The sequence below is a fragment of the Pseudomonas sp. MF7453 genome (assembly GCF_016405455.1).
Classification (GTDB): Bacteria; Pseudomonadota; Gammaproteobacteria; order Pseudomonadales; family Pseudomonadaceae; genus Aquipseudomonas; species Aquipseudomonas paralactis.
In genome coordinates this window covers 479756-498543 of sequence record NZ_JAEKCN010000001.1, presented here as the reverse complement: position 1 = coordinate 498543, position 18788 = coordinate 479756, and the positions used below count along the sequence as shown (strand labels likewise).

Annotated in this window: 18 protein-coding genes; 10 read left to right on the top strand and 8 right to left on the bottom strand. The window is 62.0% G+C overall.

The genetic code is table 11. From position 1 onward, the window contains the following. The first annotated feature begins 36 nt into the window (after window positions 1-36). Window positions 37-564: a TRAP transporter small permease gene (locus JFT63_RS02440; protein WP_057700557.1), complete on the top strand. Its 528-nt coding sequence runs from the start codon at window positions 37-39 to the stop codon at window positions 562-564. Window position 565: 1 nt separating this feature from the next. Continuing rightward, window positions 566-1846 carry a TRAP transporter large permease gene (locus JFT63_RS02435; protein WP_186561749.1) on the top strand — a complete coding sequence of 427 codons (1281 nt, stop codon included), beginning with the start codon at window positions 566-568 and terminating at the stop codon, window positions 1844-1846. Window positions 1847-1926: 80 nt separating this feature from the next. Here the strand turns inward: JFT63_RS02435 and JFT63_RS02430 are convergent, their stop codons facing one another. From JFT63_RS02430 to JFT63_RS02410, 5 genes are all read right to left on the bottom strand, one after another. Next, window positions 1927-3072 carry an HlyD family secretion protein gene (locus JFT63_RS02430; RefSeq protein WP_198708800.1) on the bottom strand — a complete coding sequence of 382 codons (1146 nt, stop codon included), beginning with the start codon at window positions 3070-3072 and terminating at the stop codon, window positions 1927-1929. Next, window positions 3069-4712: an MFS transporter gene (locus tag JFT63_RS02425; RefSeq protein ID WP_057700560.1), complete on the bottom strand. Its 1644-nt coding sequence runs from the start codon at window positions 4710-4712 to the stop codon at window positions 3069-3071. The genes JFT63_RS02430 and JFT63_RS02425 overlap by 4 nt, the downstream gene beginning before the upstream one ends. A gap of 128 nt (window positions 4713-4840) precedes the next feature. After that, window positions 4841-5647, bottom strand: coding sequence for a sulfite exporter TauE/SafE family protein (locus JFT63_RS02420; protein ID WP_198843378.1), 807 nt, complete (start codon window positions 5645-5647; stop codon window positions 4841-4843). Further along, the gene (locus JFT63_RS02415) at window positions 5648-6892 is read right to left on the bottom strand and encodes an NAD(P)/FAD-dependent oxidoreductase (protein ID WP_198843377.1); all 1245 of its coding nucleotides are present in this window, start codon (window positions 6890-6892) and stop codon (window positions 5648-5650) included. It lies immediately after the preceding gene. A 51-nt stretch (window positions 6893-6943) separates the two neighbouring features. Then, window positions 6944-7279, bottom strand: coding sequence for an ArsR/SmtB family transcription factor (locus tag JFT63_RS02410; protein WP_005789341.1), 336 nt, complete (start codon window positions 7277-7279; stop codon window positions 6944-6946). Between the two features lie 94 nt (window positions 7280-7373). Between JFT63_RS02410 and JFT63_RS02405 the strand changes: the two genes are divergently transcribed. Continuing rightward, window positions 7374-8237 carry an MBL fold metallo-hydrolase gene (locus JFT63_RS02405; RefSeq protein WP_198708803.1) on the top strand — a complete coding sequence of 288 codons (864 nt, stop codon included), beginning with the start codon at window positions 7374-7376 and terminating at the stop codon, window positions 8235-8237. Between the two features lie 119 nt (window positions 8238-8356). On the opposite strand, the gene bkdR is transcribed toward JFT63_RS02405, so the two are convergent. Then, window positions 8357-8845 carry a Bkd operon transcriptional regulator BkdR gene (gene bkdR, locus JFT63_RS02400; RefSeq protein ID WP_056861361.1) on the bottom strand — a complete coding sequence of 163 codons (489 nt, stop codon included), beginning with the start codon at window positions 8843-8845 and terminating at the stop codon, window positions 8357-8359. A 196-nt stretch (window positions 8846-9041) separates the two neighbouring features. On the opposite strand from bkdR, the gene JFT63_RS02395 reads away from it, so the two are divergent. From JFT63_RS02395 to JFT63_RS02375, 5 genes are all read left to right on the top strand, one after another. Further along, entirely contained in the window at window positions 9042-10277 is a 1236-nt protein-coding gene (locus tag JFT63_RS02395; RefSeq protein ID WP_057700568.1) for a 3-methyl-2-oxobutanoate dehydrogenase (2-methylpropanoyl-transferring) subunit alpha, read from the top strand. A 1-nt stretch (window position 10278) separates the two neighbouring features. Continuing rightward, window positions 10279-11337 (top strand): alpha-ketoacid dehydrogenase subunit beta, encoded by a 1059-nt coding sequence (locus tag JFT63_RS02390; protein WP_005789444.1) that lies wholly within the window; start codon window positions 10279-10281, stop codon window positions 11335-11337. Continuing rightward, window positions 11338-12600, top strand: a complete 1263-nt coding sequence (locus JFT63_RS02385) for a dihydrolipoamide acetyltransferase family protein (RefSeq protein ID WP_198843376.1) — start codon at window positions 11338-11340, stop codon at window positions 12598-12600. A gap of 4 nt (window positions 12601-12604) precedes the next feature. Beyond that, on the top strand, window positions 12605-13984 hold the full coding sequence (gene lpdA / locus JFT63_RS02380) for a dihydrolipoyl dehydrogenase (RefSeq protein ID WP_198843375.1): 1380 nt from the start codon (window positions 12605-12607) through the stop codon (window positions 13982-13984). A gap of 204 nt (window positions 13985-14188) precedes the next feature. Next, complete coding sequence (locus JFT63_RS02375; protein ID WP_057700570.1) at window positions 14189-15208, top strand: branched-chain amino acid aminotransferase; 1020 nt, start codon at window positions 14189-14191, stop codon at window positions 15206-15208. A 67-nt stretch (window positions 15209-15275) separates the two neighbouring features. On the opposite strand, the gene JFT63_RS02370 is transcribed toward JFT63_RS02375, so the two are convergent. Beyond that, window positions 15276-16166 carry a GNAT family acetyltransferase gene (locus JFT63_RS02370; RefSeq protein ID WP_198843374.1) on the bottom strand — a complete coding sequence of 297 codons (891 nt, stop codon included), beginning with the start codon at window positions 16164-16166 and terminating at the stop codon, window positions 15276-15278. Between the two features lie 40 nt (window positions 16167-16206). After that, the gene (locus JFT63_RS02365) at window positions 16207-16422 is read right to left on the bottom strand and encodes a hypothetical protein (protein ID WP_198843373.1); all 216 of its coding nucleotides are present in this window, start codon (window positions 16420-16422) and stop codon (window positions 16207-16209) included. A gap of 49 nt (window positions 16423-16471) precedes the next feature. On the opposite strand from JFT63_RS02365, the gene JFT63_RS02360 reads away from it, so the two are divergent. Then, the gene (locus JFT63_RS02360) at window positions 16472-17368 is read left to right on the top strand and encodes a VOC family protein (RefSeq protein ID WP_198843372.1); all 897 of its coding nucleotides are present in this window, start codon (window positions 16472-16474) and stop codon (window positions 17366-17368) included. After that, window positions 17365-18756 carry an alginate export family protein gene (locus tag JFT63_RS02355; RefSeq protein WP_198843371.1) on the top strand — a complete coding sequence of 464 codons (1392 nt, stop codon included), beginning with the start codon at window positions 17365-17367 and terminating at the stop codon, window positions 18754-18756. Before JFT63_RS02360 ends, JFT63_RS02355 begins: the two co-directional genes overlap by 4 nt. Window positions 18757-18788 lie beyond the last annotated feature (32 nt).

The following is an 18788-nucleotide window of genomic DNA, read 5'->3' as shown; positions in this document are numbered from 1 at the left end:
CTGTCGACATCGACGCGCCCGGTCACGGTGAACGCCATGAAGAATTTACTGCTGCGCTTCAATGACCGCCTGTACATGACTTGCATTTGGGTCGCCGGCCTTTCGGTATTGGGGGTGGCCCTGATCATTCCCTGGGGCATCTTCGCCCGCTACATCCTCGGCACCGGCGCAAGCTGGCCGGAGCCCACCGCCATCCTGCTGATGCTGGTGTTCACCTTCATCGGCGCGGCCGCCAGCTACCGCGCCGGGGCGCATATGTCAGTGGCGGCGGTGACCGATCGCTTGCCTGACGCTCAACGCCGCGTGGTCGGCATCGCCGCGCAACTGTTGATGGCGACCATCTGCCTGTTCATGGCCATCTGGGGCACCAGGCTGTGCCTGTCCACCTGGAACCAGTTCATGAGCGCCATCCCTACCCTGCGCGTGGGCATCACCTATATGCCGATCCCGATTGGCGGCTTGCTGACCCTGATATTCGTGCTGGAAAAACTCCTGCTGGGCGACCAGAGCCACCGGCGCGTGGTGCGTTTTGACCTGGTGGAAGAAAGCGAAGGGGCTGCCTGATATGGACGCATTGATTCTGCTGGGCAGCTTTATCGCCTTGATCCTGATCGGTATGCCGGTGGCCTACGCCCTGGGCTTGTCGGCGCTGATCGGCGCGTGGTGGATCGACATTCCGTTCCAGGCTCTGATGATCCAGGTGGCGGGCGGGGTGAACAAGTTTTCGCTGATGGCGATTCCATTTTTCGTACTGGCCGGGGCGATCATGGCCGAGGGTGGCATGTCGCGGCGGCTGGTGGCGTTTGCCGGTGTGCTGGTGGGCTTCGTGCGCGGCGGGCTGTCGCTGGTCAACATCATGGCTTCGACGTTTTTCGGCGCGATCTCAGGCTCGTCGGTGGCCGATACCGCGTCCGTCGGTTCGGTGCTGATCCCGGAAATGGAACGCCGGGGTTACCCCCGCGAATTCGCCACCGCGGTCACCGTCAGCGGCTCGGTGCAGGCTTTGCTGACGCCACCGAGCCACAACTCCGTGCTCTACTCTCTGGCGGCCGGCGGCACGGTGTCCATCGCCTCGCTGTTCATGGCCGGCGTGGTGCCGGGCCTGTTGATGAGCGCCTGTTTGATGGTGCTGTGCCTGATCTTCGCGAAAAAACGCGACTACCCCAAAGGCGAAGTCATCCCCTTGAAGCAGGCCCTGAAGATCGCCGCTGATGCGCTCTGGGGCCTGATGGCCATGGTGATTATCCTCGGCGGCATTCTCTCGGGCATCTTCACCGCCACCGAATCCGCCGCGATCGCCGTGCTGTGGGCGTTTTTCGTGACCATGTTCATCTACCGCGACTACAAATGGCGCGAGCTGCCCAAGCTGATGCATCGTACGGTGCGCACCATTTCCATCGTGATGATCCTCATCGCCTTCGCCGCCAGCTTCGGCTACATCATGACCCTGATGCAGATCCCGGCGAAGATCACCACGCTGTTCCTGACCCTGTCGGACAACCGCTACGTGATCCTGATGTGCATCAACGTCATGCTGCTGTTGCTCGGCACGGTGATGGACATGGCGCCGCTGATTCTGATCCTGACGCCGATCCTGTTGCCGGTGGTTCTCGGCATCGGCGTCGATCCGGTGCACTTCGGCATGATCATGCTGGTCAATCTGGGCATCGGCCTGATCACCCCGCCGGTGGGTGCGGTACTGTTTGTGGGTGCGGCAGTGGGCAAGACCAGCATCGAGAAAACCGTGAAGGCGCTGCTGCCTTTTTATGCGGTGCTGTTTGTGGTGCTGATTGCCGTGACCTACATCCCGGCGTTGTCGCTGTGGTTGCCGAGCTTGGTGCTGTAAATCCAATTTCAGGAACAAATGCGCTTGAATGTGGGAGGGGGCAAGCCCCCTCCCACATTTTGCTCCCTGTTGTGTCAGTGTCAGGGCGGTGAGTTTTTCAGGCGCCCGGCAGTATCGATACTCACCACCACCGACAACCCCGGCCGCAACCGTTCGCTCTCGGCCTGGTTCGGATCCACGGTAATCCTCACCGGCACCCGCTGGGCAATCTTGACGAAGTTGCCGGTGGCGTTGTCCGCCTGCAACAGGCTGAACTCCGAGCCGGTTGCCGGGGAAATATGCTGCACCGTGCCATGGAATTTGCGGTGGTTCAGCGCATCCACGGTAAAGGTCACCGGCTGGCCGACCTGCACATTGTCCATCTGGGTTTCTTTCATATTGGCGATCACCCACAGTTGCTTGGGCACCAGGGCCATCAACTGTGCGCCGGAGTTAACGTACGCCCCCAGACGCACGCCGATCTGCCCCAGCTGACCATCGCGGGGCGCGGTGATGCGGGTGTTGGACAAATCGATCCGCGCCAGTTCCACCGCGGCTTCGGCACTGGCGACCGCGGCTTCCAGAGAGCCGCGATTGACGATCACGGTTTGCAGGTCTTGCCGGGCAATTTCCAGGCTGGCCTGGGCCTGGGCCACGGCGGCGACCGTTTGGGCATTGGCGGCGCGGGTCACGTCCAGCTCACGCTTGGACACCGAGCCATCGCTGATCAGTTCTTCGTTGCGACGCAAGTCAGCGGTGCTTTTGCGCGCCTGGGCCTGGCTGTCGACCAACGCGGCCTGGCGCAGCTTGATGGTCGCTTCGGCGCTGTTGCGTTGCTGCACCACATTGGCCAGCGACGCTTTCTGCACCGCCAGTTGCGCCAGGGCCTGGTCCAGGCGCTGTTTGTAGATGCGGTCATCCAGGCGTACCAGCAGGTCGCCCGCTTTCACATACTGGAAGTCCTGTACCGGTACTTCGAACACATAGCCGCTAAGCTGCGGGCCGATAATCGTCACCTGCCCGCGCACCAGGGCGTTTTCGGTGGTTTCCACCGCACTGCTGAACGGCGGCAATTGCCAGGCGTACAACACGATCAGCACCCCGATGATGGCAATCGCGGCAAAGCCCAGCGACGACATGATGCGTACGCGCAAAGGCCGCAACTCAGTCGGCACGGCGCCGGGTGGCGTGCTGCCTTCCGGCGTGGCGGCGATGGCGGTCGTGGTGGTGGTTGAAGGTTCAGTCATGAAGTTGCGCCGCTGGGTTGAACAGGAGGGATTGCCTTGGTGGTGCTCATCAACCACAGGCTGCGGGTAAAGATCCACAGCATGGTCAGAATCGCGATAATCGCGATCAGCATGAAGACATCGTTGTAAGCCATTACGTTCGCCTCTCGGGTCGCGGCCGTGGCCAGGCTACGAATACCCATGAGGTTGCGCAGTTCCGGGTCGGCGACGATCCCGCCATAGGCCGACCCGCCGCTCTGCACCCGCGCGGCCACGCGTGGGTCGATCAAGGTCAGGTGCTCGACGATCATGCTGGAGTGGTACTTCTCGCGCACGGTCTGGAAGGTGCCCAGCAACGCCGCGCCGATCAGGCCGCCGAGGTTCTGGCAAATGCCGAACATCACCGAGAAGCTCACCAGGTTGCGCGGGTTGGTCAACACGTTTTTGGTGCCCAGCACCATGGTCGGCCCGAGGAAGAACGTGCCGCCAAAGCCTAGCAGGAACTGGCTGATATAGAGGTTTTGCGGGCGGGTCAGGTTGCTGGAAAAACTGTCCATGACCGAACCGGTCGCCATCAGCGCCAGGGAAATCACCAGCGGCATCAACAGATGTGCCGGGTTGATCGTCAACGCGCTGACCACCAGCCCGGCAATCGCCCCGGCCAGCATCACCATGTACAGAGTGTGCATCTGCTGGTAGCTCATGTTCAGCATCTGCATGAACCCCACCGCACCGGTGGATTGCTCCGACAGCACCATGCGAATCAGCACCACCGCCAAGGCCAGGCGAATCATCACGCCGCTGCCCAGCCAGCGCGTCATCAGCATCGGGTTGCTGCGGTTATGCTCGATGGCCAGCCCCGCCATGATCAGCACCAGCGAGCAGGCCGAGGCTACGCCGATCCACGGTGCTTCCAGCCACCAGTCGATACGCCCCAGAGACAGCACCGCACACAGTAAAGCCACGCCAGTGGCCAGGATGGCGAAGGTGAGGAAGTCGAGTTTTTCAAAGGTCTTGAAGCGATCACCGGGCGGCAGCTTGAGCAGGAACACGCAGCCCAGGCAGATCAGCGCCAGGCCCAGTTCAAACAGGTACAAGCCGCGCCACTCGGCAATTTGCAGCAAATCTTCGGAAAACAGCCGCGCCAGGGGCAGCGCCAATTGCGCGGTGCCCAGCCCCAGTACCAGGGCTTTCAAGCGCCACTTGGCCGGGAACGCCTGGATCATGTAATACAAACCCAACGAACTCAGCGCCGCACCGACCATGCCGTGGGCGGCCCTGACCGCGATGGCCGAGTTGAGGTCGTTGACGAACAAGTGGCCGAAGGTGACCAGCGCATATAACACCAGGAACACTTCGGTAAACGCACGCAGGCCGAACTGCTGGCGAAACTTCACCAGCAGCAGGTTCATGCACACGTTGGTCATGACATACGCGGCGGGCAGCCAGGCCATTTCCGCGGTGGTCGCGCCCAGGGCGCCTTGCAGGTATTGCAGGTTGGCGATGACCAGGGCATTGCCCAACCCGCCAGTGATTGCCACCAGCACCCCCACCAACGCGAACAGCCAGCGCTTGTGGGTGGGGTGCAATGGCGTCGACGGTGAACCGGGCAGGCTCGGCCGCTCGTGGGGCTGCCAGGTGTGAGGGGTGTATTTATCCATTCGGTGACCTTGATGAGCCGACGTGCAAGGCCGGTGAAGCCGTTACCCAGGGAACAGTAACCTGAGAGGCGTTCATCTTGCCATCTTGGGGACGCAATTGATCCTTGCAGGAGCGAGCTGGAATGATTCTAGAGCGCAGCCTTAAGTATCATGCCGGCAGCCACCACCACACACAGGCTGGCAAACCCTACTTGCAGGATGCGCGCGGGAATCACCGAACATAGCCGTCTTCCCGCCAACATGCCGACGATACTTGCGCCGATAAACACCCAGCCCACTGGTTCGATGCTCACCCCTGCATGAAACGCCCCCACCACGCCGATCAGCGAAAGCAGGCTGACCACCATTAAGGACGTCGCGACGATCCCGCGCATTTGCACATCGGTCAGTTGCTTGAACGCCGGCACGATCAGGAAGCCGCCGCCCACGCCCAGTAAACCCGATACAGCACCGGTCACGGCGCCCAATGCGGCCAGGGTGGCGCTGCATTTGGCGGTCCAGGAAAAGCGTCCGGTCTGTTGGTCCAGCATGCAGTTTTTTTGGCCCCATGAAGCGGCGCCGTGGTCACTCGGCCCAGCCTCGCGCTTTTCACGTTGCAGCATGCGCCAGGCCACCAGCACCATCAGCGCGCTGAACAGCCCCATCAGCACCGGTTCCGACAATTGGTGGGCAACAAATACCCCCAACGGCGAAAACAACGCGCCCAGCAAAGCGATCAGCAACGCCGCGCGGTAACGCACCAAGCCGTGGCGCAAGCCATCGATGGCCCCCACCGCCGCCGCCGCGCCCACCGCGAGCAATGACACCGGCGCGGCCTGGGTCATCGTCAACCCCAGCCCCAGCACCAACGCCGGCACCCCGAGGATGCCACCGCCCGCGCCGGTCAGGCCCATGACCAGGCCCATCAATACCCCCAACACACTGGCCAGCAGCATTCAGTCCACCTTGCTCAGACGGGTCAACCATTCGCGCCCCTTGAGCATGCCGTTCCAGTAGAACCACGGCAGCAACGTGGCCTTGAGGAACCACATCGAGCGGCGCGCCTGCGTCGGGTCCAGAGGAAAGGTCGGCAGCAGCTTGCCGCCATAGCCGAACTCGGCGAGTACCACCTTGCCCTTCTCCACCGTCAGCGGGCAGGAGCCGTAGCCGTCGTACTTGAGCGGCAGCGGCGCTTGTTTGCGCAGGGCCAGCAGGTTCTCGGCCACTACCACGATCTGTTTGCGCACCGCCGCCGCGGTCTTGGCGTTGGTGGTGCCGCACACATCACCCAGGCCGAAGACGTGCGGGTAGCGCAGGTGTTGCAGGCTGTGGGGGTTCACTTCACACCAGCCCGCAGCATCGGCGAGCGCGCTTTCGCGAATGAAGTCTGGCGCGACCTGCGGCGGCACGACGTGGAGCATATCGAAGGCTTTCTCTTCAACCGTCACATGGCCCGCGGCGTCTTTGATCTCAAACCAGGCTTTGCGCGCCGGGCCGTCGACCTTTATCAGATTGGAATTGAACGCCAGGTGCGCGTTGTATTTCTCGACGTATTTCATCAACGGCGGCACGAAGGTCGGCACGCCGAACAGCGCAGCGCCGGCCAGGTTGAACTCCACCTCGATGTTTTTCAGTGCGCCCTGTTTTAGCCAGTGATCGCAGGACAGGTACAGGGCTTTTTGCGGCGCGCCCGCGCATTTGATCGGCATGGCCGGTTGGGTGAACAGCGCCTTGCCACCCTTGAGTTGCTGTACCAACTGCCAGGTATACGCGGCGTGCTCGTAGCTGTAGTTGGAGGTCACGCCATGCTGGCCGAGGGTGTCTTGCAGGCCTTCGATTTTTTCCCAGGCCAGGCGCAGGCCGGGGCAGACGATGAGGTTTTTCCAGGTGACGCGCTGGCCGCTGTCGAGCACCAGCGTGTTTTCATCGGGCAGCACTTCGCTGACGGCGGCCTGCACCCAGCTCACGCCGTTGGGCAGCACCTCGGCCAGGGGCCGGCGGGTCTTGTGCAGGTCGTAGGCACCGCCGCCGACCAGGGTCCAGGCCGGTTGGTAGCAGTGATAGTCGTTGGGTTCGATCAGGATGATGTTCAGCTGCGGGTCGCGCTTGAGCAGGCTGGCCAGCAGGCCGATGCCTGCCGAGCCGCCGCCGATGACTACGATATCGCCACTGATGGTGGGTCCCCAGTGTTGTTCGGTCATTGTCTACTGCCTTTTTGAGTCAATGCACACAAGGGTCGCTGCCGGATGGCGTCACGCCCAGCTTTTTATGACCGCGCCGCAATACAGCCCGGACAGGGTCTTCATCACTTGAATCACTTCATGGCTGGCCAGCCCGTAGAAAATGTATTTGCCTTCACGGCGGGTGGCGACCAGCCCTTCATCGCGCAGGATGCCCAACTGTTGCGACAGCGTGGGCTGACGCACACCGGTCAGAGCCTCCAGCTCACCCACGTTGCGCTCGCCCTGGGTCAACTGGCACAGGATCAGCAACCGGTCTTCGTTGGCCAGGGCCTTGAGCAAGGAGCAGGCCTTGGACGCCGACGCACGCAACTGGGCGACTTCGCCCTCACTCAAGGTAGATTCCATTTGCTTCGGGTCCTTTATGTCACTTAAGCTCAAAACATTATGTGTAAACGTAAACTGATTGTAACCACTTTTTTCTTCATCGGGGACAGCCGCCATGCCAGCGTTGATTCAAGCCTTTCTGGATGACGCATCGTCGACCTATACCTACATCGTTTATGAGGCCGATGGCGGCCCCTGCGCCATTGTCGACTCGGTACTCAATTACGACCCGGCGTCGGGGCGTACCGATACCCGCCAGGCCGACAAGGTCATTGCGTTTGTGCGCGAACATGGCTTGCAGGTGCAGTGGTTGCTGGAAACCCACGCTCATGCCGACCATCTGTCCGCCGCGCCCTACCTGCGCCGCACCTTGGGCGGCAAGATCGCGATAGGCGAATCGATCAGCAAGGTGCAGGGTGTGTTCAAAAACCTGTTCAACCTGGAGCCGGAATTTCGCGTCGACGGTTCGCAGTTCGATCACCTGTTTGCGCCGGATGAGCTGTTTCACATCGGCAATTTGAAGGCCCAGGCCCTGCATGTGCCGGGGCATACTCCAGCGGACATGGCTTACCTGATCGACGGCCGCTTGATCCTGGTGGGTGACACGCTGTTCATGCCCGATGTCGGCACCGCCCGTTGCGACTTCCCCGGCGGCGATGCGCGGCAGTTGTACGCGTCGATGCGCAAGCTGTTGGCGTTCCCCTCCGATACCAGGCTGTATGTGTGTCATGACTATCCGCCTGAAGGCCGTGAGGCCAGGTACCAGACCACCGTGGCGGAACAACGGGCGGGCAATATTCATGTGCATGATGGGGTGGATGAAGCGGCGTTTGTAGCGATGCGCACCACCCGTGATGCCGGATTGGGGATGCCGACGCTGTTGTTGCCGGCGATTCAGGTGAATGTGCGGGCGGGGCATATGCCGCCGGCGGAAGAAAACGGCGTGACCTATCTGAAGATCCCACTCAACCAGCTTTGAAATACATAAAAAAACGTGGGAGGGGGCTTGCTCCCGATAGCAGTGGATCAGCTACACATAAGTTGACTGTCACACCGCCATCGGGGGCAAGCCCCCTCCCACATTTTTACCGCGTTGAGTCAGTTGCCCAGGCTGATGCCGTTGGCTGGCAGAGGCAGCGCCGTCTTGTAGCGCACTTGCTTCAAGGCAAAGCTGGAGCGAATGTTCGCCACCCCCGGCACCTTGGTCAGAAAGTCCATCATGAAACGCTCCAGCGACTGGATCGTCGGCACCAGCACCCTGATCAAATAATCCGGATCTCCCGCCATCAGGTAGCACTCCATCACCTCGGGCCGGTCCGAGATCGCCCCTTCGAACTGCTGCAACGCCAGCTCGTTCTGCTTTTCCAGGCTCACATGGATGAACACATTGACGTGCAGCCCCAGCAGGTCGGCATCCAGCAGCGTGACCTGGTCACGAATCAGGCCCAGTTCTTCCATCGCCTTGACCCGGTTGAAACACGGCGTGGGCGACAGGTTGACCGAGCGGGCCAGGTCGGCGTTGGTGATGCGGGCGTTCTCCTGCAGGGCGTTGAGAATGCCGATATCGGTACGGTCCAGTTTGCGCATGAGACAAAATCACCTGTTTATTATGTTTATGCAGTTTTTTTATCCGCAAATGACGGTGAGCGCAATGAAACACAGATAAATATTCTTCTACGCCACGCCTATGATTGTTGTAGGACAAGATTTCTTCCAACCCGAAGACTGACTGTCAGCTAGCGCGCCCACTACAAGAAATTCACAAGATAGAGCGTAGAAAGCCATGACCCAGCCGTATGCACCGCTGCGCCTGCACGTTCCCGAACCCTCGGGCCGCCCGGGCTGCAAGACCGACTTCACCTACCTGCGCCTGACCGACGCCGGCCTGGTACGCAAACCCGCCATCGATGTAGAACCCGCCGACACCGCCGACCTGGCCAAGGGCCTGATCCGCGTGCTCGACGACCAGGGCCAGGCGCTCGGGCCGTGGGCCGAGGGTGTCTCGGCAGACATCATGCGCAAAGGCATGCGCGCCATGCTCAAGACGCGCATCTTCGACAACCGCATGGTGGTCGCCCAACGCCAGAAAAAAATGTCGTTCTACATGCAAAGCCTTGGCGAAGAAGCCATCGGCAGCGCCCAGGCTCTGGCCTTGAACATCGACGACATGTGCTTCCCCACCTATCGCCAGCAAAGCATCCTGATGGCCCGCGACGTGCCGCTGGTGGACCTGATCTGCCAACTGTTGTCCAACGAACGCGACCCGCTCAAGGGTCGCCAGTTGCCGATCATGTACTCGGTCAAAGAGGCGGGTTTCTTCACTATTTCCGGCAACCTTGCCACCCAATTCGTGCAGGGCGTGGGCTGGGGTATGGCCTCGGCGATCAAGGGCGATACCAAAATCGCCTCGGCCTGGATCGGCGACGGCGCCACCGCTGAATCGGACTTCCACACCGCCCTCACCTTCGCCCACGTGTACCGCGCGCCGGTGATCCTCAACGTGGTCAACAACCAGTGGGCGATTTCCACCTTCCAGGCCATTGCTGGCGGTGAAGCCACCACCTTCGCCGGACGCGGCGTCGGTTGCGGCATCGCTTCCCTGCGCGTGGACGGCAACGACTTTATTGCGGTGTACGCCGCCTCGGCCTGGGCTGCCGAACGCGCACGGCGCAACCTGGGGCCAACGCTGATCGAGTGGGTCACCTACCGCGCCGGCCCGCATTCCACCTCCGATGACCCATCCAAATATCGACCCGCCGACGACTGGAGCCACTTCCCGTTGGGCGATCCGATTGCCCGCCTCAAGCAGCACCTGATCAAGATTGGCCAGTGGTCCGAAGAGGAACACGCGGCGGTCAGTGCCGAACTTGAAGCCGAAGTGGTCAAGGCGCAGAAGGAAGCCGAACAGTACGGCACCCTGGCCGGCGGCCAGATTCCAAGCGCCGCGACCATGTTCGAGGATGTCTATAAAGAGATGCCGGAGCACTTGAAGCGCCAGCGTCAAGAGCTGGGGGTGTGACATGAACGACCACAACAACAGTATCGAACTGGAAACCGCCATGACCACCACCACCATGACCATGATCCAGGCCCTGCGCTCGGCCATGGATGTGATGCTTGAGCGTGACGACAACGTGGTGGTGTTCGGCCAGGACGTCGGCTACTTCGGCGGCGTGTTCCGTTGCACCGAAGGCTTGCAGACCAAGTACGGCAGCTCGCGGGTGTTTGACGCGCCCATCTCGGAAAGCGGCATCGTCGGCGTGGCCGTGGGCATGGGCGCTTACGGCCTGCGCCCGGTAGCGGAAATCCAGTTCGCCGACTACGTCTACCCCGCCACCGACCAGATCATTTCCGAAGCGGCGCGCCTGCGTTATCGCTCGGCCGGCCAGTTCACCGCGCCCTTGACCATGCGTATGCCTTGCGGCGGCGGCATCTATGGCGGCCAGACGCACAGCCAGAGTATCGAAGCGGTGTTCACCCAGGTCTGTGGCCTGCGCACGGTGATGCCGTCCAACCCCTACGACGCCAAGGGCCTGCTGATCGCCTCCATCGAGAACGATGACCCGGTGATCTTCCTGGAGCCCAAGCGCCTGTACAACGGCCCGTTCGACGGCCACCACGACCGCCCGGTAACGCCGTGGTCGAAACACCCGCAAGCCCAGGTGCCGGATGGTTACTACACCGTGCCGCTGGATGTGGCCGCCATCGTGCGCCCAGGTTCGGCTGTGACAGTGCTGACCTACGGCACCACCGTGTATGTGTCGCAAGTTGCCGCCGAAGAAACCGGCATCGACGCCGAAGTCATCGACCTGCGCAGCCTGTGGCCGCTGGATCTGGAGACCATCGTCAAGTCGGTGAAAAAGACCGGCCGTTGCGTCGTAGTGCATGAAGCCACGCGCACCTGCGGCTTTGGTGCCGAGCTGGTATCGCTGGTGCAAGAGCACTGCTTCCACCACCTGGAAGCGCCGATCGAACGCGTCACCGGTTGGGACACTCCCTACCCGCACGCGCAGGAGTGGGCGTATTTCCCAGGGCCGTCCCGAGTGGGCGCGGCGTTGAAACGGGTCATGGAGGTCTGAATGGGCACGCACGTTATCAAGATGCCGGACATTGGCGAAGGCATCGCGGAAGTTGAACTGTCGGTGTGGCATGTGAAGGTCGGCGACCTGGTGGTTGAAGATCAGGTGCTGGCGGATGTGATGACCGACAAGGCGATGGTGGATATTCCCTCGCCCGTCCACGGCAAGGTGATTTCTCTAGGCGGCGAGCCGGGTGAAGTCATGGCGGTGGGCAGTATTTTGATCAGCATTGAAGTCGAAGGCGCAGGCAACACCAAGGATGTGCCGGTGACTGCCGAACCGGTGAAGGTCGCGCCTGTCGCCGAAGCCAAACCCGTCAACGCACCGATTGAAAGCAAACCGGCTCCGGCAGTCAAAGCCCCGCAAGCGCCCGTGGCCCGCGAAGCCAGCGAGCGCCCGCTGGCCTCCCCGGCCGTGCGCAAACATGCGCTGGATGCCGGGATTCAACTGCGTCTGGTCCAGGGCACAGGGCCTGCGGGCCGGATTCTGCATGAAGACCTGGAGGCATACTTGCGCCAGGGCCCGGCAGCGGGCGCCAGCGCCGCCAACCCGTATGCCGAGCGCAGCGACGAACACCAGATCCCGGTGATCGGTATGCGCCGCAAGATCGCCCAGCGTATGCAGGACGCCACGCGGCGCGCCGCGCATTTCAGCTACGTCGAAGAAATCGACGTCACCGCCCTCGACGAGCTGCGCGTGCATCTCAACGAGAAGCACGGTGCGACACGCGGCAAGCTGACCCTGCTGCCGTTTATCGTACGGGCCATGGTGGTCGCACTGCGCGACTTCCCACAGATCAACGCGCGCTACGACGACGAAGCCCAGATCATCACCCGCCTCGGCGCCGTGCACGTGGGCGTCGCCACCCAGAGCGACGTGGGCCTGATGGTGCCGGTGGTACGCCACGCCGAAGCCCGCAGCCTGTGGGGCACTGCCGAAGAAATCGTGCGCCTGGCCAACGCCGCACGCACGGGCAAGGCCAGCCGTGAAGAGCTGTCCGGTTCGACCATTACCCTGACCAGCCTCGGCGCCCTGGGCGGCATCGTCAGCACGCCGGTGCTGAACCTGCCGGAGGTGGCCATTGTCGGCGTTAACCGTATCGTCGAACGCCCCATGGTGATCAAGGGCCAGATTGTGGTGCGCAAGATGATGAACCTCTCCAGCTCCTTCGATCACCGCGTGGTCGACGGCATGGACGCGGCGCAATTCATCCAGGCCATTCGCGGCCTGCTCGAACAACCCGCCAGCCTGTTCCTGGAGTAAAGGCATGACTCAGACATTGCACACCACGCTGCTGATTATCGGTGGCGGCCCCGGCGGCTATGTGGCGGCGATTCGCGCCGGCCAGCTGGGCATCCCCACCATCCTGGTGGAAGGCCAGGCGCTGGGCGGCACCTGCCTGAACATCGGCTGCATTCCGTCCAAGGCGCTGATCCATGTGGCCGAGCAGTTCCAGCAGAGCGTGCACCACAGTCAGGGCTCGCCACTGGGCATTGAAGTCGATGTACCGACCCTGGACATCCGCAAGAGCGTGGAATGGAAAGACGGCATCGTCGATCGCCTGACCACTGGCGTCGCTGCGCTGCTGAAGAAGCACAAGGTGCAGGTGATCCACGGTTGGGCCAAGGTTGTCGACGGCAAGACGGTTGAAGTGGGCGAGCAGCGCATCCAGTGCGAACACCTGTTGCTGGCCACCGGCTCGAAAAGCGTCAACCTGCCGATGCTGCCGATTGGCGGGCCGATCATCTCCTCCACCGAAGCTCTGGCACCGACCCGCGTACCCAAGCGCTTGATCGTGGTCGGCGGTGGTTATATCGGCCTGGAGTTGGGTATCGCCTACCGCAAGCTCGGCGCCGAGGTCAGTGTGGTCGAGGCCCAGGAACATATCCTGCCGGCCTACGACGCCGAGCTGACCCTGCCGGTGGCTGAGTCTTTGAAGAAGCTCGGGGTGAAGCTGTACCTGGGGCACAGTGTCAGCGGGTTCGCCGACCACAAACTGCAAGTGCGCGCGCCCAACGGCGACACCCTGGCGCTGGACACCGACCAGGTGCTGGTGGCGGTGGGTCGTAAACCCAACACCCAGGGCTGGAACCTCGAAGCGCTGAACCTGGAGATGAACGGCGCGGCGATCAAGATCGACAGCCGCTGCCAGACCAGCATGCGCAACGTCTATGCCATCGGCGACCTCAGCGGCGAGCCGATGCTGGCGCACCGGGCCATGGCCCAGGGCGAAATGGTGGCTGAACTGATCAGCGGCAAGACCCGCGAATTCAACCCGGCCGCGATTCCAGCGGTGTGCTTTACCGACCCGGAACTGGTAGTGGTCGGCAAGACGCCGGACGAAGCCAAGGCTGCGGGCCTGGATTGCATCGTGTCGAGCTTCCCGTTCGCCGCCAATGGCCGGGCCATGACGCTTGAGTCCAAGGCTGGCTTCGTGCGGGTCGTGGCGCGGCGCGACAACCACCTGATTGTCGGCTGGCAAGCGGTGGGGGCTGGGGTGTCCGAACTGTCTACCGCGTTCGGCCTGAGCCTGGAAATGGGCTCGCGCCTGGAAGATGTGGCCGGCACCATTCACGCTCACCCGACCCTGGGCGAAGCCGTGCAGGAAGCGGCGTTGCGGGCATTGGGGCACGCGTTGCATCTGTGAAACTGCGGTGACGCTATCGCAGGCAAGCCAGCTCCCACATTTGGAATGCAGTCAAATGTGGGAGCCGGGCTTGCCCGCGATGACGGTGGACCAGCCAGTACAAAGGCTCAATGGTCCACCCACCCGCTCCCACACAAGCCAAGAATGCAGTATTGTTGCTCCCATCCAGAAAAAAATCCGACTTGACCAGAGATAGAGGGTGTCATGGGTAACGAAAGCATCAATTGGGACAAGCTGGGTTTTGACTACATCAAGACCGACAAGCGGTTTCTCCAGGTCTGGAAAAACGGCGAATGGCAGGAAGGCACCCTGACCGACGACAACGTGCTGCACATCAGCGAGGGCTCCACCGCCCTGCACTATGGCCAGCAATGCTTCGAAGGCCTGAAGGCCTATCGCTGCAAGGACGGTTCGATCAACCTGTTCCGCCCGGACCAGAACGCTGCACGTATGCAACGCAGCTGTGCCCGCCTGCTGATGCCGCATGTGTCGACCGAAGACTTCATCGACGCCTGCAAACAAGTAGTCAAGGCCAACGAGCGTTTCATCCCGCCGTATGGCAGTGGCGGCGCGCTGTACCTGCGCCCGTTCGTGATCGGCACCGGTGAGAATATCGGCGTACGCTCTGCGCCGGAGTTCATCTTCTCGGTGTTCGCTATCCCGGTCGGGGCCTACTTCAAAGGCGGCCTGGTGCCACATAACTTCCAGATCTCCACCTTCGACCGTGCTGCGCCGCAGGGCACCGGTGCCGCCAAGGTCGGTGGCAACTACGCCGCCAGCCTGATGCCGGGCTCTGAAGCGAGGAAATCCGGCTTCGCCGACGCGATCTACCTGGACCCGATGACTCACTCGAAAATCGAAGAAGTCGGCTCGGCCAACTTCTTCGGCATCACCCACGACAACCAGTTCATCACGCCGAAGTCGCCTTCGGTGCTGCCAGGCATCACCCGCCTGTCGCTGATGGAACTGGCCCAGACCCGCCTGGGCCTGGACGTGGTCGAGGGCGAAGTGTTCATCGACAAACTGGACCAGTTCAAGGAAGCCGGCGCCTGCGGTACCGCTGCGGTGATTTCACCGATCGGCGGCATTCAGCACAACGGCAAGATGCACGTGTTCCACAGCGAAACCGAAGTCGGCCCGATCACCCAGAAGCTCTACAAAGAGCTGACCGGTGTGCAGACCGGTGACGTTGAAGCACCAGCGGGCTGGATCGTCAAGGTCTAAGCCAGCAACACCGCACTACCCTGTGGGAGGGGTCAAGGCCCCTCCCACATTTTGATCTCCAGTATTTTCAGGATTGAGGGATATTCCCGGCGATCTTCTTGCCCATACTGATCCTCGGCTCCACCCCGTACCCCAACGCCTCATAAAACCCCACCACGACGTCATTGCCGCCGGTGATCTGCAGGTTGATCTTCATGCAGCCCAGGGCCGTCAGCGCCTGCTCGGCATGGCGCACCAGCGACGATCCCAAACCATGGCGACGATAGTCGGCATGCACCGCCACCGAGTACAACCAGCCACGATGGCCGTCATAGCCGGCGAGAATCGTACCGATCACGGCTTTCTTGTCGGTGGCGACGAAGAACAACCCATCGTTGACCGCCAGCTTCTTGTCAATCGCCAGGCTCGGCAGGTTATGCGCGGTGTCATAGCCAAACGCCTGCTGCCATAACTCAATCACTTGGGCGCGATGCTGCCGGTCGCGGTAGGCGCCGATGGGATACCGCGACAACAACGTCTTTTCCATCACCAGCGTGCGCTCATTGCCATGGTAAACATCGCGTACGGTGTGAAAACCCAGCTTGCTGTAAAACGGCTCGGCGGTCAGTGAGGACGGCACACTCAACACCGTCACCCCGGCTTCGCGGGCACGCAGTTCGATCTCGATCATCAACAAACGGCCGATGCCCTGCCCTTGCAGCTCGGGATTGACGAACACCGAGCGCACCACGTTGGCATCGAGGGCAGCGGTGGCGACGATTAACTCATCCTGGATCGCCACCAGCACAATGCGACGATTGAGCAGGTCAAGAACCGCATCGGGGGTGAAGTGAGTGGCGACGCGAGCAATCACATCCACTGGGTAATCCCGTGCGTTGCTGCTGTGCAAGGCCGCCAGAATCACCTGACTGATGCCCTGGGCATCGGCTGCTTGGGCGAGACGAACAACGGTCGACATGACTCCTCCTGGCTGGCGCGACTAGACGAACACCCCACTATCAATGTGCAAGGCTGCTTGCTCCGGATAGGAGTGGATCAGCTAAAGATAAGCTATACGCCTCGTTGATGCCCTGGGTATCCATCATTTTCACCGCCGAGACAACGCCATACTCGGCGCAGAAATGGACATCGCCGAGCAAGGAACCGCTATGAATGTCGGCAAAGCCATTGACGCTGAACCGTTCAACCAAGCACGCCCATACAATCGGCGTCACCGCCCGCCCCCTAAGCTTTTGACTTTCTTAAAAGCGCTGGAGAGTAGGCATGTACAGAAAAGTGAGGGCGGTAACCCTGGCGGTGACATTGCTGGCCGGGGCCATGGCGAGCAGTGCCTGGGCGGCCACGCCTGGGGTGGCGGTGGCGCCGCAATACGACACCAGCCATGTGTATGTAGCACCCGGTGATGTAGAGCGTTTTGCCCAAAGCTTCCTGGCCACGTTCGGGGGCAAGAGCACGCCTCAGGTGGTGGTCAATGTGCTGCCGGTGCCGAGCAGCACCACCTCGCAATTGTTGCAGACCCCGGCCGGTACGGTGTCGCTGTTCGGCTTCACCACCCCCATCCCCCATCCATTTGGCCAGGAGCGCAATGGTTATCTGGTCAAGGACATGGACGTGGCCCTGAAGGCCGCTAGGGATAACGGCGCTGCGGTGATCGTCAGCGACTTTCCCGACCCCATCGGCCGCGATGCGGTGGTGCAGTGGCCGGGCGGCGTGAACATGCAGCTGTATTGGCACACCAAGACCCCGGATTACGCCGCCTTCCAGACCGTACCGGAAAACCGCGTGTACCTCAGCGCCGATCGTGCCGATCGCTTTATCAAGGCGTTCCTGGGCTTCTCCCACGGCAAAGTGGTCGCCGATGACAAGCACGCACCCGCTGTGGAGGTGGGTCAGGCCGGCGGCACTTACCGACGCGTCGAGATCACCTCGCCCTTTGGGCGCATGGCGGTACTGGTGACCAACGGCCAACTGCCCTACCCCTTTGGCCATGAAACCACCGGCTACGAAGTAGCCGACCTGGCGGCCACCCTGACCAAAGCCACGGGCTCGGGTGCTACCGTACTGGTGCCGAGCTTCGACAGCAAAGGTCGTCGCAGCGCGTTGGTGCAGTTCCCCGGCGGTTACGTCGCGGAAATTCACCAACTCATCGCGGCAAAATGATCCGTCGTACAGGCTGGGGCCTGGCCGTGCTGTGGCCGCTGGTGGTGGGCAGCGTACATGCCGACAATCAACCGACCCGCCCGGCCATCAAGGCCAATCGCTGGCAGGAAGACTGGTCTGTGCTCAAGGATCCGGCATTGCGCACGCAACCGTTGGACAACCTCAAGTACATCCCGCTGCCCGCCGCCAACCCGTTCACTTACCTGTCCCTGGGTGCGACACTGCGCGAACGCTTCGAAATGAACGATGCCAGTGGCTTCGGCGTGCGCGATGTAGCGCGTGATCGCTACCTGATCCAGCGCTTTCAGGTACACGCCGACTTGCATCTCAACGAACACTGGCGGCTGTTCACCCAGCTGGAAGATGTGCGGGCCTATGACAAAACCACCCTCGGCGGCGCCGACCAGAACCGCGTCGACCTGCGCCTGGCCTTTGCCGAATACGTAAAGACCTTCAGCGCCGGCACCTTCAAGGCTCGGGCGGGTCGCCAGGACTTTGCCTTCGACTTGCAGCGCTTTATTTCGTCGCGCGATGGCCCGAATGTGCGCCAGTCTTTCGACGCGCTGTGGGCCGATTGGGAAACGCCCCAATGGCGTTTTATCGGGATCGCCAGCCAACCGGTGCAGTACCAGGATGGCCGGCACTTCGACGACAAATCCAACCGTGATGCGCGCTTCCATATGCTACGGGTCGAGCGACTGGTGGGCGGCAGCAATGAGCTGTCGGCCTATTACGGCGTTTACGAGCGCCGTGCCGCCCATTACCTGGACGCCGACGGCAACGAGACCCGCCAGTTGCTCGACGCACGCCTGGGCGGCGCGGCCCGGGGTTTTGACTGGGATATCGAAGCCATGCTGCAAATGGGTTCGGTGGGCAGCCAGGCGATCCGCGCCTGGGCCGGCGGCAGCCGTACCGGCTACACCTTCGACACCCTGGCCTGGACACCGCGCCTGGGCCTGCAAGTGGATGTCGCCTCCGGTGACCGCAAGCGCGGTGATGGCCGCGTCGGCACCTTCAACCCGCTGTTCCCCAACGGCTACTACTTTTCCCTGGCCGGTTATACGGGCTACAGCAACCTGATCCACGTCAAGCCGTCGATCACCGTCAAGCCCTTCGCCAAGCTGAGCGTGCAAACCGCTGTCGGCCTGTTGTGGCGGCAGACCACCGCAGACGCGGTTTACACCCAACCCAACCTCGCCGTCGCCGGCACCGCTGGCCAAGGCGAGCGCTGGACCGGTGCCTACGGCCAAGTGCGCACCGACTACGCGTTTACCTCCAACCTCAGCGGCGCAATCGAGGCCGTGCACTACGCGGCTGGCCAGACCCTGCGCGATGCCGGCGGGCACGACAGCAACTACCTGGGCATGGAACTCAAGTTCAGTTGGTAACCTTGAGCGAGCACACCCATACAAGCCTGGGT